We start from the raw sequence: 20,378 nt of genomic DNA on the forward strand, positions 1-20,378 counted from the left end.
TCGGGAATGATGCAAAATGCTCACATCAGCAAAAATCCTTCTCTAAGCGGGTCCTCGGGGTCCAACACAAATTGATGATGTCCCGTCACCCAAGCCGAACCTGTAATTTGTGGAATGACTGCCGGATAAGGACCGATCTGCGTCTCGCCCACGATTTCAGCCCGAAACATGGAACCTGTGATGCTTTCATGTACAAACGGCTCATTTAAGCCCAGTTTTCCCTTGGCGTGCAGCACCGCTACCTTGGCCGACGTTCCTGTGCCACAAGGGGAACGATCGATACCTCCCGGTGGGATGACGACGACATTGCGACAATCGGCCTGTGGAGCCATAGGCTCCCCGTAAAATTCAATATGCGTTAAACCTTGAATAACCGGATTTTCAGGATGTACTACCTCAACAACCGCATTCACTGCCTCCCGAATCTGCACCGCTGTTTGTACAATTTTTGCCCCATTGCTCTGCTCCAGTGCAAGACCGATGGAAGCCGCCTCTACAATGCCGTAAAAGTTGCCTCCATACGCAATATCCAGCGTGACTTGACCGATGCCCTCTACCTGAACCTCCACCTCACGGCGGTACACAAAAGAAGGGATGTTCGTGAACGTTACTTGTCGCACCTTGCCCACATCCACCTCCAGCCGCACTTGAACCGGGCCTGCCGGAGTGTCCAGCAATATCGATTTTTTATCCCCAGCAATCAGCCCGCCTTCCATCAGCGCTGTACATACTCCAATCGTATCGTGACCACACATCGGTAAATAGCCGCCAGTCTCTATAAAGACCACACCGATATCTGCATCTGGATGACAAGGTTCTGTTAAAATGCAGCCCGACATCACCTCATGCCCTCGCGGCTCGAACATCAGCAAACGGCGAAAATCATCATGATGTGCTGCCATATAAGTCATTTTTTCCAGCATCGTACGACCTACCAGCTTAGGCGCACCGTGAATGACCGTCCGCGTCGGATTGCCTCCCGTATGGGTATCAATAGTAGTAATTCTGCCCGGTGCACTCATCCGGTTACCTCCCCGTGAACCTCGTGACTGGTAAAAGTCTCCCCAAATCGGTCATATCGCAGCGGCTCCACCGGAATACAAGTGGATTCACTGCGTACCATTTCGGTCACCAGCTTACCCGTAACCGCCGCAAGACTAATGCCATCCCCCTCATGACCAGAAGCAATATACAGCCCCGGTACTTCGTCCACCGCTGATACAATTGGCAAATGATCAGGTGTCCATGGACGCAAGCCGGTATACGCCCGCATCAATGGTACATTGGCTAAAGCAGGGAAAAAACGAATGGCTCTGCGGGCGATTAAGCGAATCACCTGCTGATCGACACTTGTGTCCATACCGACAAACTGACGGCTGCTGCCAATCAGAATGTTTTGGGATGCGGTTGGCTCGAATACCAACGCGACACCGTATTTTTCATAAAGCTCATCCACACTCCGCTGACCGCCAAACTTGCTCATCAGATAGCCGAACTCCATTACCTTGCGGTTCCCAATGGAGGGCATTCGGGCAGACACCAGTATATGTCCTTTGCGCGGCATGATCGGAAGGTCCAAACCGAGTGAATGACCGATGCTGCGTGTCCACACACCTGCCGCCAATACCACTGCACCTGCATGGATAAGGCCATTGGGCGTCTCTACCCCGCGGACGTTTCCCCCTTTGTCCTGAAGGATGGACTGTATCGGCATGCGCGGTAATAACCTGGCCCCCATCCGACGCGCGGCCTCGGCCAGTGCATACGTCATCAACACCGGATTCACAGTGGAATCTGTCGCACACTCCAGTCCGCCCGGCAAATCTTTGGCCAAATGTGGCCATTCCTCTCGCAAATCCTGATGATCCAGCATGCGAAACGGAAGTCCTTCCTGCTGCTGACGGGTTACCCACTGCTCAGCCGCTTGCATCTCCTGATCATTTTCACAGACCAGAATACTGCCAGGCGCACGATACTCAAACTCATCCTCCAGTTCCCTAGCCAGCTCTGCCACCAGTTCCTGCGATACCAACGACATTCGACTGTCAAACCCTGGCTCTTTATCGATTGCCAATATATTGCCATCACAACGGGACGAAGTGCCTCCAGCAATCTCCCCTCGCTCAGCCAGCACGACCTTCAACCCAGATTTAGCCGCATAATAAGCGATAGCTGTACCGATGATTCCGCCACCTACAATGACCAGATCAGCGGCATCATGTTTCATTCGCTTTCCCTCCCTTCGACCGTTTTAATCTGTTTGAGAGGTATTCTTTACAGCTTAATCGTAAAGCTTTGTTTCACAGGCTTGCTCAGCTCATCATAATCCCGCAGCTGTACGGTGAACGTATACGTCTTGTTGCCTGCTCCGCTGTCTGCTGTTCCGCTAATCGTTCCTGTAAAACGGTCCAGTGTGAACCCTGCGGGCAGTTGACCGCCTGTCACCGTCCAATCGTAAAACGGAACCCCTCCCTTGGCCTCCAGCTTAGCCGTGTACGCTTTGCCTTTAACGGGTGCTGGCAATTCCTTCGTCATGATTTCTGGCGCGAGGAAAGGAGTCAGGTCCTTACGCAGCGGCCAGCCTGCTTTTTCTGCTACGAGTAGCGAAAGCTTCGTGTTCATCCAGCGCCGGGTCGGGAACAGATGGCGCCAGCCTCCATTTTGACCGCTCAATCTGTCGACTTCTGCAAGCTCTCCAGATAGATGATAGCTGTCATCCAATGCAGCCGGTCTGTGCTGATAAGCCATAATATCAGGGTCATTGCCCGCCGCTTCCTTCAGCGCTTTGACACCCGGGAATGTGTCGCTGAACACAACCGCATGACCGAATTCATGCATGATCAACCCATGCACATCCGTCACCTTGGACAGATCGGATTGATACCATTCTTCATCGTCCACCGATGTGAATGGAATTGCATCATCATAGAAATCCAGAATCAGACTATAGGAACGGTTTAAGTTCCCCGGTACAGTCACACCGTTACGTGTATGATAATTGCCGTTCGTGGCTGGAAAGCCCGTAGAATAGGGCCCGTTCAGCCCTCTCATAAACACCCACATGCCTTTGTAGGGCTTATCATTCGTCACCTGTATTTCATTTTGCCAATCGTCTCCTGGCAGATGGTTTACCTCCGCGTTGGCAGGAACCTCATCGAACGGCGCCAGATCAAAGAAATAGAACCAGTCCTTCACCGCCAGCTCTGCGGCTTTTTTGGTAGCTGCATCATTGAAATAAGGCCTGATCGTATCGAATCTGTAGTCAAAATGGAGGGGGACTGTGGGCTCTTCATTATCGTCCTGATCCAACACGCGAATCGGAATGGACTGAGTGGTCGTGTGACCATCATTTCCGGCAACAGACATAGACAGCGTATAATTCTCTATTTCACCGTTTCCTCCAATCCGGTCAGGATGGATGGCTAGCCGAAAATCTTTTTCCTCCTGTGCATTGGCAAAAGTCAACGTTTTGCTTGCACCTTGCGCCGACAATGTACTTGGCAAATCCATCATCAGCCGGGACGTGCCCTGCGCATTCAGCGTAACCGTCACCGGAAAAACAGCATCCGCTGGCGGCTTCACTTTTAGCTTTACATACGGGTTCGCCAGATACCCTTGCCAATCAACCAGATCTATACCATAATCGTTCACCGTCCGGCTAAAAATGTCGACGACTTTTACACCCGATTTTGCCTCGGCATAAGCCTGTTGACCCGGAATAGTGGGTGTCAAAGCCACAATGAGAGAAGTTGCCAGCATGGTCAGCCATATTTTGGTTTGTCTTTTATGCGTGTTCATTTGATCCCCTCCATCTCATTTTTGAATGACTTACAAACTAAACTATGATAGTTACCTATAAGGCCACTGGGTTTTATAATAAAAGCAGCTCTTTAGGCGAAGAGGTCAGTACCTTGACACCGTCATCTGTGATCAGCACATCGTCCTCAATCCGAACTCCGCCGAAGCCTGGAATATAAATGCCGGGTTCCACGGTAATGACATGACCCGGTACGAGCACCGACTTACTTTCGCGGGACAGCCGTACCTGCTCATGAATCTCGAGGCCAAAGCCGTGGCCCAGCCCGTGACCAAACTGCTCCCCATAGCCGTAAGAGGCAATGACATCCCGCCCCAGACTGTCTCCCTCCCGACCGCTTAAGCCGGGACGAAGTCCTGCAATCGTCTTCATATTTGCTTCCAGCACAATGGCATACAATTTCTCATGTCGTTCTGAGGGCTGGCCTACGAATACGGTACGCGTGATATCGGATAGATAACCACGCACATTTGCGCCAAAATCCATTGTGACAAACTCGTTCTGTCCAATTTCCTTGTCACTGGCCAGTCCGTGCGGCAGCGCCGAACGCTCACCTGAAGCGACAATGAACGCAAAACCGCCTGATTCCGCGCCTGCGAGCCGAAGCTGATATTCCAGTTCCGCCGCAATCCGACGCTCTGTAACTCCAGGCTGAATATAATTCAGCACCTCCGTGAAGGCAGCATCGGTAATACGCGCAGCTTCGCTAATGGTGCGAATCTCTTCTTCGTCCTTCACATCGCGCAGCCGTTCAATTACATCCTCCGTTTGCACGTACTCCAACGAGCCCAGCGCGGCTTGAAGCTGTCCCGACTGTTGAAGTGAGACATGCCGGCTCTCCAAACCCAGTCTGTGGACACCCAATTTACTTGTAAGATCGGCCACGGTGTGGAAGATTTGCGCCTCATGCCGAATAACTGAATATTCCACTGCCTGATCTGTTGCCTGCATCATATAGCGGAAATCCGTTACTAAAAAAGCCTCTTCCTGCGTAACAAGCACAATTCCAGCGGAGCCTGTAAATCCGGTCATATATCTTCGATTAGGTCCATGTGTAATAAGTAGTGCATCTATCCCAAGAGCCGGGAATTCCGAGCGTAACCGGGCCAGTCTGCCTGGGACACCCTGTAACGGTTTTGACTTTTGACTCTCTTCCTCTTTCACTCGTACGCCTCCTTATTCCACATTTCTTTTCAGGGCATATGCCTTAGAACACACTCTCCCACTTGCTTTTGAACACATGTATGCTCTTCTCGCTGCCGCTTTCCCGTAAGTCCTGCGTCCAATTCTCCGTCTCTTTTTCAAATACACAGACGCGTCCCAGCTTCCTTTTAGCCTTTTATCCCTGTCAATGTGATGCCTTCGATAAAATAACGCTGTCCGATAAAAAATATCAGGACGATCGGAGCCAAAATCGTGCTGGAGGCCGCCATCAGGTAAGGCCAGTTAGTATTGTTTAATCCCCGGAAAGTCGCCAGCCCCAGCGCTAGCGTAAAATGCTTTTCGTCACTTAAGTAAATAATCGGGCCCAAAAAATCGTTCCACACATCAATAAATGTAAATATTCCGATCACGATCAATGCAGGCGAAGATAAAGGAATAATGACGCGCCAGAGTACAGTCAGAGGGGTACCTCCGTCCATATAAGCCGCTTCGTCCAAATCGCGTGGGATCGTCAGCATGAATTGTCGCATCAAGAAGATGTTAAACGCCCCTCCACCGAACCATGCAGGAACAATCAACGGCAGAAATGTATTCAGCCCGCCCAGCTCACGCCACATCACGAAAGTGGGAATCAGTGTCACCGCGTAAGGCAGCATCATCGACCCGATCAGCAGTGAAAAAATCAGATTACGTCCAGGCCAGCGCAGGCGGGCAAAGGTAAACGCCGACACAATCGAGGTCAACATCACTCCTGCCAGCACACACACCTCAATCATGAACGTATTCATAAAATACCTGCCGAACGGTACCGAAGTCAGCGCCTCCGGGTAATTGCTCCATTGAAAAGGGGAGGGTATCCACTCTGGCGGGAACACGAAAATTTGCGATGTCCCCATCAGAGAGCTGCGAATGAGCCATGCAAATGGCAACAGCATTAAAACACTGCCTATAATTAAAACGATATACAGTACAACACGGCTGATTGAGAATGGTTTGGAACGGGTGGCGGTAGCAGGACTTCGGGAGCGTTCAGGCTGTGGAAGCGGATGTTGTGATGTTTCTGAAGGATTGACAGAAGAAGTGACCTGATTCATGAACGTTCCCCTCCTTCATAGTGGACCCACTTTTTGGATGTGGAGAAAATCAGAACCGTTAGGACCATAATGACGAAAAATAAAATCCAGGCCAGCGCTGAGGCGTAGCCGATTTTAGTCTCCGTAAAGGCCGTACGCCACAAGTAGAACACATAGAACAGGGTTGAATTGTTCGGCCCCCCGTTGGTCATAACATACGCCTGATTGAAGGCCTGAAAGGTGCTGATTAAAGACATGACCAGATTGAAGAAAATGGTTGGTGTCATCGAAGGAATGGTAATATGAAAAAATTTGTGCCACCTATTGCCGCCGTCTACCTCAGCTGCTTCATACAGATGGGTGGGAACCGACTGAAGTCCGGCCAAAAAGATAATGACCGTGTTCCCGATCCCCCAGGTGCTCATCATGATCAGCGAGGGTATTGCAGTGTTCTCGTCATAAATCCATTTGCTCCCCGGCAATCCAACGCTCTCCAGCAGCGAATTTAACAGACCAAAATCCGGGTTGAACATCCATAGCCACAGCATCGTGTTGGCAATACTCGGCACAATAGTAGGTAAATAATAAATCGTACGAAACACCGACAAGCCCTTCACCTTTTGATTTAATAACAGCGCAATGATAAAAGCTGCCGCCAAGCCGAGAGGTACGCTGCCCAGTGCATAATATGTGGTCACGAACATGGATTGGGAAAAGGTAGCATCCTCGGTCAAAATGGTTCGGTAATTATCCAATCCTATAAAGGTCATCTGTCCACCAATCGTCCAATCGGTTAAGCTGAATACGAACGAGGCCGCGATTGGTCCAATTGTAAAAATCATTAATCCGAGGATGGCAGGAAGCGCGAATAGCAGACCCCAGTTTCGCTCCATACGCATCATTCCTGATTTTGGTCGCTTCATGGGCTGTTCTCCTTTCGCAGCTGTCCCGCCGCATTATTCATCCGGGTATACCCCTTGAAGCAATGGCTGAATGATAGGTTCCAGTTCATCCAGCGCCTGCTGCGGCGTCTTCTTGTTCGTCCAGATCAGATCCAGCCCCGGGGTCAGCTTGGAACCGATATCAGGCCAGTTGCGAAGGGTCGAAGTTAACGGCTTAATCGCATAATCTCTGGCATACTCAATACCAGCCTTCTGAAATTCCGGTGGATGTGCGGCATTATTCGTCCATGACTGGATGGCCTGCTCATCGGTATAGTATTTTTCCTCGATAGGCATCCAAAGACCAGACTTGAACAAATCCACCTTTTCGGGATTGTTATGGTACAAATAAAATTCGAGCGCTTCCTTCGGGTGCTTGGTGCTCTGGAAAATGACCGTGGCTCCCGCAACGATCATCGTTTTGGGCTCTTTTAGCTTCGGCAGAACGCCGATACTCCATTGCAGCTGCTTGTTGTTCGAAAAATCGAGCAGAGACCAAGTCCCGTCCACCACCATCGCAACCTTCCGCGTCTGGAGCCGAATCGTATTGGACGGCATGTCCTGCTGCTGGATCAAATCAGGAGAAACATGCTCCTTGAACACCAAATCCTGCAACTTCTGAAAAACCTCCACCGATTCAGGACTGTTTAGGGTGTACTTCTTGCCTGTTTTGTCAGTCAAACCCCCGCCGTTGCTCGCCAAAAGCGGCCCCCAGGAGCTGCGGTCATTGCCGAAGGCAAAGCCGTATTGCACAATATTTTTCGGATCAAATCCACTGTCTCCCGGATGCTTGCCGTTCTGATCCTTGGTCAGCTTTTTGGCAATTTCCAGAAATTCATCCCATGTCCACGCTTTTTCAGGATCAGCCGGAGGGACGGGTACCCCTGCTTCTGTAAACAACTCCTTGTTGTAAAATAACTGCATCACTTCCAATGCGGTGTAATTGCCGATAGACTTGCCGGGTTCGCTGTAGAGATAGGAGGATTTGAGCTTGTTTTTTAATTCGGGATATTCGTCATAATAAGAGGATAAATCCAGGAGTCTGCCTTCACTTGCCCATTTCATCGTGAGGGAATCGCCCAGGTAGGCGATATCAGGAAGCTGATTGGCAGCCATTAACGTGTTAATTTTCGTCGTGTAGTCACCAGGGACATGCTCGCCCTTCACCCGGATGTTCGGGTGGGATGCATTAAAGCTTTGAATCATTTTTTCCATCGCCTGCTTCTCGTCATTACTTCCCCAGTACATAAACTTGAGTTCGACCGCATTGGGATTAGCCGGTTCGCCAGCGTTACCACTGCAAGCCGTCAGCCCTGTCAACACCGCCGTCATCACGAGAGCCATCCATGTCCGTAACCTTCGTTTCAGCAAATCAACCGGCCCCTTCCTGAACTGGTTTCTCCTTACAAGCCTATTATGCGCCGAGAGCCCAGAGCCGACCACCCAACGACTCCAGACTCTCTTTGTTTTGGTATGATTTTTTTAACAGCGCGTTTACAAATATGTTTTACGAAACTCTGTCGGGGTCAGTCCGGTATGCTTTTTAAAGGCAATGCTAAAATAGTTCGTATCTGTGAATCCCACAACCTCCGCTACCTCCGCCACCTTGCGATTCGGGTCCAGCAGCAGTTCTCGGGCTCGCTCAAAGCGAACACGCGTCTGGTAGTCTGCGAAGCTTTCACCTGTAACTTGCTTAAAACGGGCGCTCAAATATTTGGGGCTCATATTCATGTACTCTGCCAGACGGTTCAGCCCGCCATCCTCCTGAAGATGCTCCCGAATCCATTCCTTGGCCCGTTGGAATTTGCGGGGAATACCCTTCTCACGTGATTCTCGGACATGACGACCCACCCGAACAAAATAGCGCGATACATAATCAATCATCTCGGGCCCATGCCGTAATCGGGAAAGCTCCAACAACGGGTCCTGCTCCTGCATGGACGTTTGTCCTACAGATGCATCACTCTGAACGATCCGCATGACGAACAGCACGAGCTGAGTGACAATCATCTTCACCTGCTTGACGGGCAACCCTGCCAACTGTCCTGACCATTCCTGTAAAATTGCATGTACGGCAGCATCATTGCCGGCTCGAATTTCCGTAATCATCAGCAGTTCCTTCTCCAGTAATTGACTGCTGTTCGGCTCGGCCGCCTGAATGCTCTCATAGGGGATGATCTGGCTATAGCCCACCCACCCCCGATGCTCTGCCGCTTGTACAGCTTCCTCATACGCTTCGGGAAGTTGCTCCATCCGTTGTACGGGACGGCTAATCCCGATGGACACGCCCTGGCTCAATTGTTCCTGCACGGCTTGCCGAATCTGCTGTGCCGTCCGCTCCGCCGCCCTGCAAGATGCCGTCGCCAGCAGTACAACACGCCGATCGCGCGAAACCGCTGCACTGTGTGCCTTCGCCCCAGCTGCTGCCGCAGCCTCCCCAGCCAGCTCGGCGAATACACGGCTGCTTTTATGCATGGAACCGTGTGGCTTGCTAGTGGCGGCTGCCTCCTGGTGCGACGCCTCCTCCAGCTCGCAGCACAGCACGGTATAAGGCGGCCCGCTCGTCTCACTGAAAAATCCAGGTCCGTCCATCTCCCGAATGACCTCGGCTGCAGGACGCCGCTGCTGGAGCAGATCCAGCAATAGATGCTCCCTGTACAATGGCTCCAATGAACGATGGCGGTGAATGGCTTCCTCCTCGCTTCTCCGCCACTGCGCAATGCGATCCTCAGCCCGACTCAATGCTGCCTCAAAATCCTCGCTGTTCACCGGTTTGAGCAAATAATCGACCGCTTGGAGCGAGACTGCCTGACGAATATATGTCATAGATTCGTACCCTGTTAGAAATAATAACGGGGTCTGCTGATCCTTTTCCCGAATAGTTTTGGCTACATCCAGTCCACTCATATCGGGTAAATTAATATCCAGTAAAATCATGTCCGGTCGCCGCTCCGTATACAAACGCAATGCCGTTGTGCCGTCCTCCGCCACATCACTGACTTCCACGGACAGGTCACTTTCCGCCACCATCAGCTTCAGTCCTTCCCGAATATGATATTCGTCGTCCACAATCAGCAGCCGGTACATGCCATCCTCCCCTTTCTTATTCGGTTCGAATGGGTGCCAGTAAAGTAACCGAGGTGTACTGACCCGGCTCGCTTGTCACGGACAGTCCATATTGCGGACCATAATGCCGAAGACGTTCGTGCACATTGCGCAACCCAAAGCCAATAGCATTCCCCCGTTCCGCATCCAGCGACTTCCAGATATCGTTCAGACGCTCGGCTCCAATACCGCCCCCATCATCACTGACCGTCAAACGCAACATATCCCCTTCCCTTGTACCGGATAACATGATATAGCCACGGTCGGTGCGCCCTTTTAAACCGTGGTAAATAGCATTTTCGACGAGCGGCTGGAGGATTAGTTTGGGTACATAAAATCCGCGAATATCCTCCTCTACCTCGCAAATCCACTCGAACGAATTCCTAAACCTGAACTGCTGCACCTTCACATAGGCGCTTACATGCTCGACTTCCTGTCCCAAACTGATTTGCTCTCGGCCATAACTTAACGAAATGCGGAAACATTTACCGAAGGCACCGATTACTTCTGCCATATCCCGTTGCCCATTCGCCAATGCCATTCCCTTCAGTGACTCCAGCGTGTTGTACAAAAAATGTGGATTAATCTGCGCCTGAAGCGCGCGGAACTCAGCCTGCTTACGCGACAGCAACGCTTCGTAGACCTGACCGTACAGTTCATGATTTTTTTGCATCATATGAAGAAAACGCTCCCCGATCTGCCCTACCTCATCCTTAGGATTAAAAACAACGGAAGTAGGAGCTTCGAAAGCTTGGGCTGAGCCTGTAGCACTCACACTCCCATCGACCGCCATTAATCGGCTCAATTGAAGCAGGGGGCGACGAATCGTGTCACTCAGCCGATAAGACAGCATCCAGCCCAGCATCAGTGCAATCAAAAAAGTCCAGATGGTCCAGGCACCAATTTTCCGCGCATCCTCGAACAGCACAGACTGATCGACTTTTTGCAGCAGCGTCCATTGTCCTTCATTTAACGGGCCGTAGGAGATCATCGTCTGGCGGCCGTTCCATGTTCTCCAGTCCTTCGTAAGCACAGGCCTATCCACAGCCGATTTGGCAATCTGCCGCAATAGCGCTTGATCCGCAACACCCTGCTCCGGCAATCGGTATACAGGCTCGCCCTCCTGATCCAGCACCCACATCTGGGTATTGCCATCTGTATCATGAAAAGCAAGCCCCCGAAACAGACTAGCCTTGTCGATTTCCAGCAGCAAAAATCCGAGCGGTGCATAATCTCCAGTCGTTTTTCGAAGCAGCTTCCCCACATAGATGCGATCCTCCGCCATCCCGCGTCCTGATTCAAACGGCGAATGAGCCATCCACATCATGGGCCGCTCAGCGAGCAGGCGGCGATAGTACACACGTGCTTCCTCTAATGTAGGAAGGCCGCCAAAACGGACCGAAACATTTCCCTGATAGAGAGAATGCTTGAGCCCGCCATTGGCGGCATATATGAGAGAGGACGTGATATACGGCTTGGTCTGGGTTTGCGTACGGACGACCATACTGAGTGTTTCATCGTTCCGTAAATATTCATAATCATCTTCCGGCTTGGTCTCCAGCGTAGACTGCACATCAGGATTGCTGAGAATGGCATTGGTCAGATCATTCAAATCGGAGAGCGTCGCATTGACGTAATTTTCACTCATTTGTCGGGACTGCATAGCCAGCGCTTCCGACTTCTCACCAAGGGAATGGGCCGCGATCCGGTAAAAGGTAAAGGTCAGTACCACCATCGGAATGACGGTGAGTACCAGCGTCAGTACAATGAATTTCCCACGGATTGTAGGAATCCCGGCGAACTTTTGACGACCACGGCCTCCCATTCATCTGCCTCCCTTACACATAAGCTGGGAGCCACTTTCCGTGTGCCGCGATCAGGTCATCGCATAGAGAAACAATATCATCCATGGACAGCTCGGCTGATGTGTGCGGGTCCAGCATGGCAGCATGATAAATATGCTCTTTTTTCCCGGTGATCGCTGCTTCAATCGTTAATAGCTGGGTATTAATATTCGTCCGGTTCAGTGCAGCGCATTGGGGTGGCAAATCCCCGACAAAGGTTGGCGTAACCCCGTTACGATTCACCAGACAGGGTACCTCCACACAGGCTTCCTTCGGCAGATTGGTAATTAAGCCTTTGTTCATCACATTGCCGCCGATGGCAAAAGGCTTATTCGTTTCGATCGCCTCAAATATATAAGAGGCATACTCGTTTGACCGTTCATGACGCAGATCCTGATTGCCCAAAAGCTCCTCACGCATCGTTTCCCATCGTGCAATCTGGCTCACACAACGGCGAGGGTATTCATCCAAAGGAATATTGAAGCGCTCAATCAGCTCAGGGTATGCCCGTTTGATAAAATACGGATGATATTCCGCATTATGCTCGGACGATTCCGTAATGTAATAGCCGAATTTTAGCATCATTTCAAAGCGCACCATATCGTGATGCTTTTCCTGTTGCTTAGCGGCGGCTCGTTTTTTAATCTCAGGATACAAATCCTCGCCGTCTTTGCTCACTTCGAGCAGCCACGCCATATGATTGATGCCTGCGATTTTTGCCTTTACACCTTCCTGCTCCAGCCCGAGGCTTTTAAACAGCTCCGGTATACACGCCTGCACGCTATGACACAGCCCTACCGTACGGACACCGCCATAAACGTTCATCACATTCGTTAGTACTGCCATCGGATTCGTGTAGTTGAGAAACCATGCATCCGGGCACACCTCGCGCACATCTGCCGCAAAATCGAGCATCACCGGAATCGTACGTAAATTGCGGAAAATACCGCCAATGCCGACCGTATCGGCAATCGTTTGGCGCAGGCCGTATTTTTTGGGAATTTCAAAATCCGTAATTGTACATGGATCATAACCGCCTACCTGGATGGCGTTTACCACATAGTTCGCTCCACGCAGCGCTTCCTTGCGGTCAGTGTAGGAGCGAATCACACAGGTGCTCCCTGTTGTTTTTTTCAAATTGGATAAAATATTCTCTGAATCTTTCAGCCTTACGGGGTCAATATCGAACAACGCCAGTTCAAAGCCCTGCAAAGCAGGTGTCAACATACAATCGCCAAGCACATTTTTAGCAAATACCGTACTGCCTGCACCCAGAAATGTAATCTTGCTCATACTTTGTCCCCCATTCACCTTTTTGTTCGCGGTTTTGCACCTCAAATGCAAGGATACCCACCGCCACTCTCCCCTTTTCAGGAGGAAAGTGACGATGGGAAAGATTAGTCATGACTATGCGTTATTGCCGCCCTTTCAGGATGCCCCCGCTGATTTAGCGGGACTGACAGGCCTAGGCGGTAAGGCAGATGTTACCGGGGATGTCGTAGTTGGCGGGGTTACTGAATTCTCCGGGCTAACCGGGGTTACCGATGGAACCGCAGCCCCTGCCTCAATCACGGTTACCTTCGCAATTGCCTTTAACTCTGTCCCTTCTACTTTGCCCTTCAATTCAAACGAACCTGGAACAGCGTATTGTGCAGGGTCTATATCCTCCCATTCCACAGCCACCCATTTAGTAGAGCCTTCTCCATACGTAGCTTCCACTACGCTTGGCAGTTCCGGTTTTTCACCGACATGAGTCGTTACATTTACTTCTTTTAACGCGGTGATTTTCTCGGCTCCCGTTAGGCTTTGTGCTGTACCAGAGGCCAAACCTGCCACCTCGTTTGCATTTAAAGCACGGCTGTAGATACGGAATTCATCCACCAGACCATTGAAATATGGATCAGGATATTGAGATTTGCCGATAAAATTATTTTTGGTCTGACCCAGACTGGTTGGATTCAAGGTCAAGTTGGTATTGCGTCCCACTTCTTTCCCATCCACGTATAAAATACCTGTGGAACCTGAAAGCGTGACCGCAACATGCTTCCATACGCCTGTCGGCAGTACAGGGCCTTCAATCGTCTGTTCCTGTCCTTGTCCATTGCCTTGGTTGGTAATGGCAAACAGCATGTTATTTCCTGCTTTAGGCGTCAGGAACATATATTCATTCGTCCCGGAGCCGAAGTCAAAAATCCGCACATAATCGCTCAGGCTGTTCGCTTTGACCCAGCTGGATACGGTCAATTGCTGTGTCCGACTGACAATACCCGCCGGAAGCTGCACATAGCTGTCCTTGCCGTTCAGGCTGACAGCATTGCCTGTTTTACCCGCAGCCCATGCAGCCGTTCCCTTCACAGCAGCATCATTGCCACTGTCCGATGAATCCGCAACTACAGAACCGCTGGTTTCATCAAACTTGTAAACTGCAAGCTGTTCAAGTAACGGAGCCGCCGGTTCAGCTACCACCGTTACTTTAGCCTCCGCTGACAACTGAGAATCGCTGGCTGTCAGCTTGAACACATACGTTCCCGGCTCGGAAACGTCCACCTTCGTGCGCAATGATGTTTTGTTACTGAATGTGACCTTCGCGTCCTGTGGTCCTTCAACCAGACTCCACTCGCTCGTCACCTTACCTTGCGGAAGCCCATCATCTGTAGCCGTACCTTTCAGAATGATCTGATCCGGCAGCTTTACCTTCGAATCTTTGCCGGCATCCACGACAGGTGCTTTGTTCGGATCAGGTGTGGTTGATGTCAGCTCTACCGTGTAGGAGGATGCTGTACCCATCTCCAATTTAAGCTTGTTGGAAGGCGCATACGCATTAAACTTCCCTTGTGATTGACCGCCTACTTTAACCAAATACGTTCCTTTTTTCAAACCGTCAAATGTAACGTACGTGGAATGGGCTTGGCCCGGCGTTTGATTTTTCAGTTGGAGCCATACGTAATCCTTAGATGTTGCCAACTTGGCTTCTGTATATTGGTCCTTTTCCAGCTCGATATACAGCTTTTCCGTGATCAGATTGACCCGCTTGAACAGGCCATCCAGCGGCTTGATCGTATACACGTTGCCGCTTTTGCTCACCTCTGCACCGTAACCCGTCAATCCAAAAATAGGATCAATTGCGATATCAGCACTTAACGTTTTGAGCGCACCGAACAATCCGAGATCAGCCTCACCGCTCATGCCGCGCCAGCCGTTAAAAAGCGGAACATTTTTACCGCCGCCAGTGCCGTTCGTGCCGTTATTGCCTTTTTCCGCTTGGTACGTCCATGCGACCGCCCCGATGTTTTCAGGGTCCGAACTGATTTGCCCGGAGTTAATCGCTCCGACATTGGCAATTTTAGCTGCATAGGACAACCGTTGTTGTTCCTCACGGTGATTGTCCTCATGATGGCGAATCCAGTCATCCATCGCATATCCGGCAAGCGAAGTCGTGTACTGGAAGTTAAACCAATTCTCCCCGGTAATCGTCACCGGATCGGTGTAGTAGTACCATACGGGCATGTGACCGCGTGCCGCACGGGTTTTGGCATTGATTTTACCCATCATTTCCAGGGCTTTATTTTGCTCGCCCTCTGTATCTATATTCTGCTTGGCTAACGTATATACAGCCTCTTCCCCTGTATTGTCGTAGCTATATTCAGAACCGTAAGGATACTTTGTATTTTTAAAATTGTTATATTTACGATCCATTTTTTCCTTGAGATCATTCGCTTCATCATCATAGCCTTCATCATGAAGGGCCTGAATAATATCCGGTGTGGTCAGTTCGCCCATCAAACCTGTTTCCCAGTTGTATGCAACCGGCCCTTCATACAATGCTTTGAAAATGTTATAAGCCCGCAGCAAATAGGTTTCCTTCGGATGCTTGTAAGTGACAAGATCCGGGTATTCCTTAGCAATCTTGTACATGCTGAAATACGTGTTGTATACGTGCGGATACGCATACCCTCGATAGGTCGGTGTATCGTTAGGCTCTGGCATCAAGAAATCATGAATTAGATAATCCTCATGATGTCCGTTCATCAGATTCGTCCAAATTGCCGTCTCCAAATAATCGTCTACCGCCCGTACCTCTTTGGCAACGGGAGACAGTGTGTTTTTCTCAGCTAGGAACTGCCCGTGGGTCAGACCCCAATCATCCCCCCAGCCCCAATAGCCGTTGAAAATATTGCGTTTGGATTTGGTATGCATCATCCAATCGTCAAATACCTTGTCGCGCAGATCACCCGGTACATTCCATTGGGTTTTGTCGACCATAAATGTAGCATGCCGTTGCAGCGCCTGATCAATCGGCTCAATGGCATAGAATTGTAAAACCATTTTGCTGCCATTGCCGTATTCTACCGTTATGAAATTCGGGCCCAGCTTAGTAAATTTCAGTTCATAAATATGGTGTCCTCCAGCCTTGCTATCCGTCTGCGGAATAACGGTTCCATCGGGATAGGTTACTTTGCTGATCGCCTGCTTGGAGCGCAGATCCACCTTCGCCTTTTGATTTGTAGGCACGATCATGCCGGGTACGACTGTTGTATCCACCAAGTTTTCTTGGTACAACGTATCTTTTACATCATGCTCGTCCTTCACTGCCAGAAACTTGAAGCCATAGTTTTTGCTTTGACCGGGATTCAGGATCAGGCTTGTATTGGGCAAATAGCCCCGGTTAGTGGACTTGATGACATTGGAATGAATATAAAATACATTGAGTCCTTCCAGCCATTTACCTTCGTTGGCTGGATTCCAGGCCCATTTGCTGCCCGGGTGCTCCTCATCTCGCCAATGATCCTGATATTCAAAGCCTGCTCCTGTTGTGGAATCAGGAATCAGTAGCAGCGAAGAACCAATGCCGCTCGGACGCCCAGCTGTAATATAAGAGCTATTATTGCCGACAAAGGAATGTGTCACCACTCTAGTTTCGTAGATCGCATCACCGTTGGTCCACTGCTCATTGAAAGGCAGCGGCAAACCGAAATCACCAATCTCCAATTTTTTGCCACTTGTATTCTGTACCTGTATATTCCATAGCACCGAACCATTCGACTCCGCCGAATACGTTTCAATGACTTTAAAATTGCGTATGCCTTCTGCATTAGTAGAATTCTCGTACGTGACAGTGACACGGTTACCACTGGTCGTGATCTTACGTGCGTCTGCCGACTTGTTCGTCCATGCCTTCGCCCAGCTGCCTCCATCCAATCGGTACGTGAACATCAGCTCTCCTAGCCACTGATGATCTGCGGTATTCTGCTCAGGCGTAACCGTTGCGTTCATCACATATTCAGTCGGGAAAGCATCTCCTTTGATACGTATTGATGAAATTTCGCCATGCTCGCCTGTCTGAATCGTCAGCTTGTCATTGGATAGTTCATGGGCCTCTGCCGTATGCGTCCCAAACAACACAGACGCTGTGGTTAAAAACAAAAATGCCGCCAATATTCCCTTAAGTTTCATCAACACGGCCTCCTTTTGGATCTCGGGGTCCTGATTTGCTTGCCAATCACCTGAAGTCTCTTCATTTCGCCGCAACCTCCTTGGAAATGTAAGCGTTACAACTCTATTGTACAAATCCTTGTCCATTGGTAAAATCAACATTTCCAACCGATTTATATAGGATTTCAACCTAATAGGGGGAGGAGTTACGGCAGTGAGTAGCGAGCGCTAGGCGTACAGATTGTTCTTCTGATCGCCGTTATCCCCAGATTTCTTCATTGGAATAGGAATTAATGGAGAAAATCCAGGGATAACGATCGCTTTGTCATCCGGTGCATAATAAGGATGTGAAGTGGGTTTAGAAGTATGGAGTAGATGCCCTAAAGAAATCTACTCCTCTTTTTCGTTTGCTTCAATGTATTTATTGAGCTATCGTTTCCCGTTAGTTCAATGTTTTAATTCTATTTTAGTAAAAAAATTCAATTCAAGTAATTATATGCTATGTGCTGAGAGTGCTTCTCCATAGGCAGGAATACAAAAAGCACTTCTACTTTGATACGAAATCCATTCTTGGCTGGGCCGATACCTTGACGGAGACAATGCTGGAGCAGACAAGTAAATAAGTTTACTAAGGAAACCGCAGAATGCATGACAGAAATATCATACCTTGCGGCTTCTTTTATAAGATTCGCTTCTACTGCCAGTAGTAGAGTATAGTAGAAGTAGTTGAAAATATATTCCAGGAGGCTACAGCCATGTCACAGGAGATCTGGATTAACCTGCCGGTCAAAGATGTTGAGAGGTCAACTGCCTTTTTCAATGAGATTGGATTCCATGCGGTGAGCGTTGGTAACGAGAGAGCCAAACTTACTATAGGCCAAACAACGATTCTGCTGTTCCCGGATGCGGCGTTTGAGAAATTTACAGGTTCAAAAACCGCAGATACTTCCCATACCGCAGAAGTAATATTTTCCATTAGCACTGAAAGCAGAGAAGAAGTAGATGCCTTTACTCAAAAAGTAGAGCTTGCCGGAGGAAACATCTTTGGCAAGCCGAGTGAAATTGACGGCTGGATGTACGGCGCAGGATTTGCCGACCTGGACGGTCACCGCTGGAACCTGCTGTACATGGATGAGAGCAAAATGCCGAAACGCTAATATGAAAACGCCGATCACCTGCTTAAGGTCACCGGCGTTTTTCCCCCTATAATCTCCTATCTGTAATTCAAATCAAAATCGTTGCTTAGAAGGAAAAATTCGTGGGTTAGCCGATACCAGAGTTAGGTTGCAGGGTGCAGGATGTGGGGCAATTTCTGATGAGATTTTCTGTCTGCATGCTGATATTTCCATCAAGAACTGAACTGCGAGCTGAAACTTAAGTATATGGAGGAGATCAGAAAATAAGAATTCTGGAAGTGCCTGTGTATGTTAATAACGCAACGGAACGAAGGAGATTGCCTAGAGGGGTTTCTACTAGTGGTCATGTCGATAGGGATAGTTCAAAAGTAAAAAAGAAGAGATGGCGTAAAAATAAGCAATCTCTCCTTTTTTTTATAAAGCGGGTGCTCTACCAAGCTGAGCTACATCCCGAAATAGATGCCGGTGAGAGGACTCGAACCTCCACGGTTTCCCTCACGATTTTGAGTCGCGCGCGTCTGCCAATTCCGCCACACCGGCTTATAAAGTTAATGGCGTCCCCTGAGAGATTCGAACTCCCGACCTTTTGATTCGTAGTCAAACGCTCTATCCAGCTGAGCTAAGGGGACTAATAAATGGAGCGGACGACGGGAATCGAACCCGCGACCCTCGCCTTGGCAAGGCGATGCTCTACCGCTGAGCCACGTCCGCAAAAACAAGATGCGCGTGGAGGGACTTGAACCCCCACGTCAATGACGCTAGATCCTAAGTCTAGTGCGTCTGCCAATTCCGCCACACGCGCATGTAATACAATGGTGAGCCATGAAGGACTCGAACCTTCGACACCCTGATTAAAAGTCAGGTGCTCTACCAACTGAGCTAATGGCTCGTAAAACTGGTGGAGGATGATGGATTCGAACCACCGAACCCGTAAGGGAGCAGATTTACAGTCTGATGCGTTTGGCCACTTCGCTAATCCTCCAAAATGGTGCCGGCGAGAGGACTTGAACCCCCAACCTACTGATTACAAGTCAGTTGCTCTACCAGTTGAGCTACACCGGCATATTAAGTTAAATGGCGGAACCGACGGGATTCGAACCCGCGATCTCCTGCGTGACAGGCAGGCATGTTGGGCCTCTACACCACGGTTCCAGAGGCAACTCTCTTAGTTGAAAGTAATTGCGGAGGCAGGATTTGAACCTGCGACCTTCGGGTTATGAGCCCGACGAGCTACCGAACTGCTCCACCCCGCGACAGTAATAAATATTTACTTTTAAAATGGTGGAGGCTGAGGGGATCGAACCCCCGACCCTCTGCTTGTAAGGCAGATGCTCTCCCAGCTGAGCTAAGCCTCCATACTACTTATGACCCGTAGGGGATTCGAACCCCTGTTACCTCCGTGAAAGGGAGGTGTCTTAACCCCTTGACCAACGGGCCATATATCTATTATTAAGAGCTGGCGGAGAGAGAGGGATTCGAACCCTCGAGACGCTTTTGGCGCCTACACGATTTCCAATCGTGCTCCTTCGGCCAACTCGGACACCTCTCCATATGGCTCCCCGAACAGGACTTGAACCTGTGACAACTCGATTAACAGTCGAGTGCTCTACCAACTGAGCTATCAGGGAATATTGGTGGAGCCAAGGGGGATCGAACCCCTGACCTCCTGCGTGCAAGGCAGGCGCTCTCCCAGCTGAGCTATAGCCCCATCTAAAAAATTAATTTTGTATGTATAATCAATAGCCTGATAGGCGAAAAAAAATCCCCATTATGGGGTTGCTTGGCGACGTCCTACTCTCCCAGGACCCTGCGGTCCAAGTACCATCGGCGCTGGAGGGCTTAACGGTCGTGTTCGGGATGGGTAC

12 protein-coding genes, 14 tRNA genes and 1 rRNA gene are annotated in these 20,378 nt (G+C 49.9%); 1 reads left to right on the forward strand and 26 read right to left on the reverse strand.

Annotated elements, in window-relative coordinates; all coding sequences use genetic code 11:
• Positions 1–20: 20 nt before the first annotated feature.
• The 11 genes from AC5ELV_RS17085 to AC5ELV_RS17135 form a co-directional block, all read right to left on the reverse strand.
• Positions 21–1,022 (reverse strand): proline racemase family protein, encoded by a 1,002-nt coding sequence (locus AC5ELV_RS17085; protein WP_493431123.1) that lies wholly within the window; start codon positions 1,020–1,022, stop codon positions 21–23.
• A complete protein-coding gene (locus AC5ELV_RS17090) occupies positions 1,019–2,227 on the reverse strand; it encodes an NAD(P)/FAD-dependent oxidoreductase (protein ID WP_493431124.1) in 1,209 nt (402 codons plus the stop codon). Before AC5ELV_RS17090 ends, AC5ELV_RS17085 begins: the two co-directional genes overlap by 4 nt.
• A 47-nt stretch (positions 2,228–2,274) precedes the next feature.
• A complete protein-coding gene (locus tag AC5ELV_RS17095) occupies positions 2,275–3,798 on the reverse strand; it encodes an Ig domain-containing protein (RefSeq protein ID WP_493431125.1) in 1,524 nt (507 codons plus the stop codon).
• 73 nt (positions 3,799–3,871) lie between these two features.
• Positions 3,872–4,981 (reverse strand): M24 family metallopeptidase, encoded by a 1,110-nt coding sequence (locus AC5ELV_RS17100; protein WP_493431126.1) that lies wholly within the window; start codon positions 4,979–4,981, stop codon positions 3,872–3,874.
• Between the two features lie 167 nt (positions 4,982–5,148).
• Positions 5,149–6,075: a carbohydrate ABC transporter permease gene (locus AC5ELV_RS17105; protein WP_493431127.1), complete on the reverse strand. Its 927-nt coding sequence runs from the start codon at positions 6,073–6,075 to the stop codon at positions 5,149–5,151.
• On the reverse strand, positions 6,072–6,977 hold the full coding sequence (locus tag AC5ELV_RS17110; RefSeq protein WP_061832109.1) for a carbohydrate ABC transporter permease: 906 nt from the start codon (positions 6,975–6,977) through the stop codon (positions 6,072–6,074). The genes AC5ELV_RS17105 and AC5ELV_RS17110 overlap by 4 nt, the downstream gene beginning before the upstream one ends.
• A gap of 33 nt (positions 6,978–7,010) precedes the next feature.
• The gene (locus tag AC5ELV_RS17115) at positions 7,011–8,366 is read right to left on the reverse strand and encodes an ABC transporter substrate-binding protein (protein WP_493431128.1); all 1,356 of its coding nucleotides are present in this window, start codon (positions 8,364–8,366) and stop codon (positions 7,011–7,013) included.
• A gap of 123 nt (positions 8,367–8,489) precedes the next feature.
• Positions 8,490–10,082, reverse strand: coding sequence for a response regulator (locus AC5ELV_RS17120; protein ID WP_493431129.1), 1,593 nt, complete (start codon positions 10,080–10,082; stop codon positions 8,490–8,492).
• A gap of 16 nt (positions 10,083–10,098) precedes the next feature.
• Positions 10,099–11,925 (reverse strand): cache domain-containing sensor histidine kinase, encoded by a 1,827-nt coding sequence (locus AC5ELV_RS17125; protein ID WP_493431130.1) that lies wholly within the window; start codon positions 11,923–11,925, stop codon positions 10,099–10,101.
• 13 nt (positions 11,926–11,938) lie between these two features.
• Positions 11,939–13,237 (reverse strand): alpha-glucosidase/alpha-galactosidase, encoded by a 1,299-nt coding sequence (locus AC5ELV_RS17130; RefSeq protein ID WP_493431131.1) that lies wholly within the window; start codon positions 13,235–13,237, stop codon positions 11,939–11,941.
• A gap of 135 nt (positions 13,238–13,372) precedes the next feature.
• Positions 13,373–17,398: a DUF5695 domain-containing protein gene (locus AC5ELV_RS17135; RefSeq protein WP_493431132.1), complete on the reverse strand. Its 4,026-nt coding sequence runs from the start codon at positions 17,396–17,398 to the stop codon at positions 13,373–13,375.
• Positions 17,399–18,132: 734 nt separating this feature from the next.
• Here AC5ELV_RS17135 and AC5ELV_RS17140 point away from each other — a divergent pair.
• Positions 18,133–18,534 (forward strand): VOC family protein, encoded by a 402-nt coding sequence (locus tag AC5ELV_RS17140; protein WP_493431133.1) that lies wholly within the window; start codon positions 18,133–18,135, stop codon positions 18,532–18,534.
• Between the two features lie 439 nt (positions 18,535–18,973).
• On the opposite strand, the gene AC5ELV_RS17145 is transcribed toward AC5ELV_RS17140, so the two are convergent.
• From AC5ELV_RS17145 to rrf, 15 genes are all read right to left on the reverse strand, one after another.
• A tRNA-Leu gene (locus AC5ELV_RS17145) sits at positions 18,974–19,053 on the reverse strand.
• A 12-nt stretch (positions 19,054–19,065) separates the two neighbouring features.
• Positions 19,066–19,142 (reverse strand) — tRNA-Arg (locus tag AC5ELV_RS17150).
• A gap of 7 nt (positions 19,143–19,149) precedes the next feature.
• Positions 19,150–19,224 (reverse strand) — tRNA-Gly (locus AC5ELV_RS17155).
• Between the two features lie 10 nt (positions 19,225–19,234).
• Positions 19,235–19,315 (reverse strand) — tRNA-Leu (locus tag AC5ELV_RS17160).
• A gap of 11 nt (positions 19,316–19,326) precedes the next feature.
• A tRNA-Lys gene (locus AC5ELV_RS17165) sits at positions 19,327–19,402 on the reverse strand.
• Between the two features lie 7 nt (positions 19,403–19,409).
• Positions 19,410–19,495, reverse strand: a tRNA-Tyr gene (locus AC5ELV_RS17170).
• 4 nt (positions 19,496–19,499) lie between these two features.
• Positions 19,500–19,575, reverse strand: a tRNA-Thr gene (locus tag AC5ELV_RS17175).
• A 13-nt stretch (positions 19,576–19,588) separates the two neighbouring features.
• A tRNA-Asp gene (locus AC5ELV_RS17180) sits at positions 19,589–19,665 on the reverse strand.
• Positions 19,666–19,692: 27 nt separating this feature from the next.
• Positions 19,693–19,766: transfer RNA gene (locus AC5ELV_RS17185), tRNA-Met, on the reverse strand.
• A 26-nt stretch (positions 19,767–19,792) separates the two neighbouring features.
• Positions 19,793–19,868: transfer RNA gene (locus AC5ELV_RS17190), tRNA-Val, on the reverse strand.
• Between the two features lie 10 nt (positions 19,869–19,878).
• A tRNA-Glu gene (locus tag AC5ELV_RS17195) sits at positions 19,879–19,950 on the reverse strand.
• 20 nt (positions 19,951–19,970) lie between these two features.
• Positions 19,971–20,062, reverse strand: a tRNA-Ser gene (locus AC5ELV_RS17200).
• Between the two features lie 3 nt (positions 20,063–20,065).
• Positions 20,066–20,141 (reverse strand) — tRNA-Asn (locus AC5ELV_RS17205).
• A 4-nt stretch (positions 20,142–20,145) separates the two neighbouring features.
• Positions 20,146–20,221: transfer RNA gene (locus AC5ELV_RS17210), tRNA-Ala, on the reverse strand.
• A 70-nt stretch (positions 20,222–20,291) separates the two neighbouring features.
• Positions 20,292–20,378: ribosomal RNA gene (rrf, locus tag AC5ELV_RS17215) — 5S ribosomal RNA — on the reverse strand; the annotation flags it as partial.

The sequence above is a fragment of the Paenibacillus sp. NMA1017 genome (genome assembly GCF_058895805.1).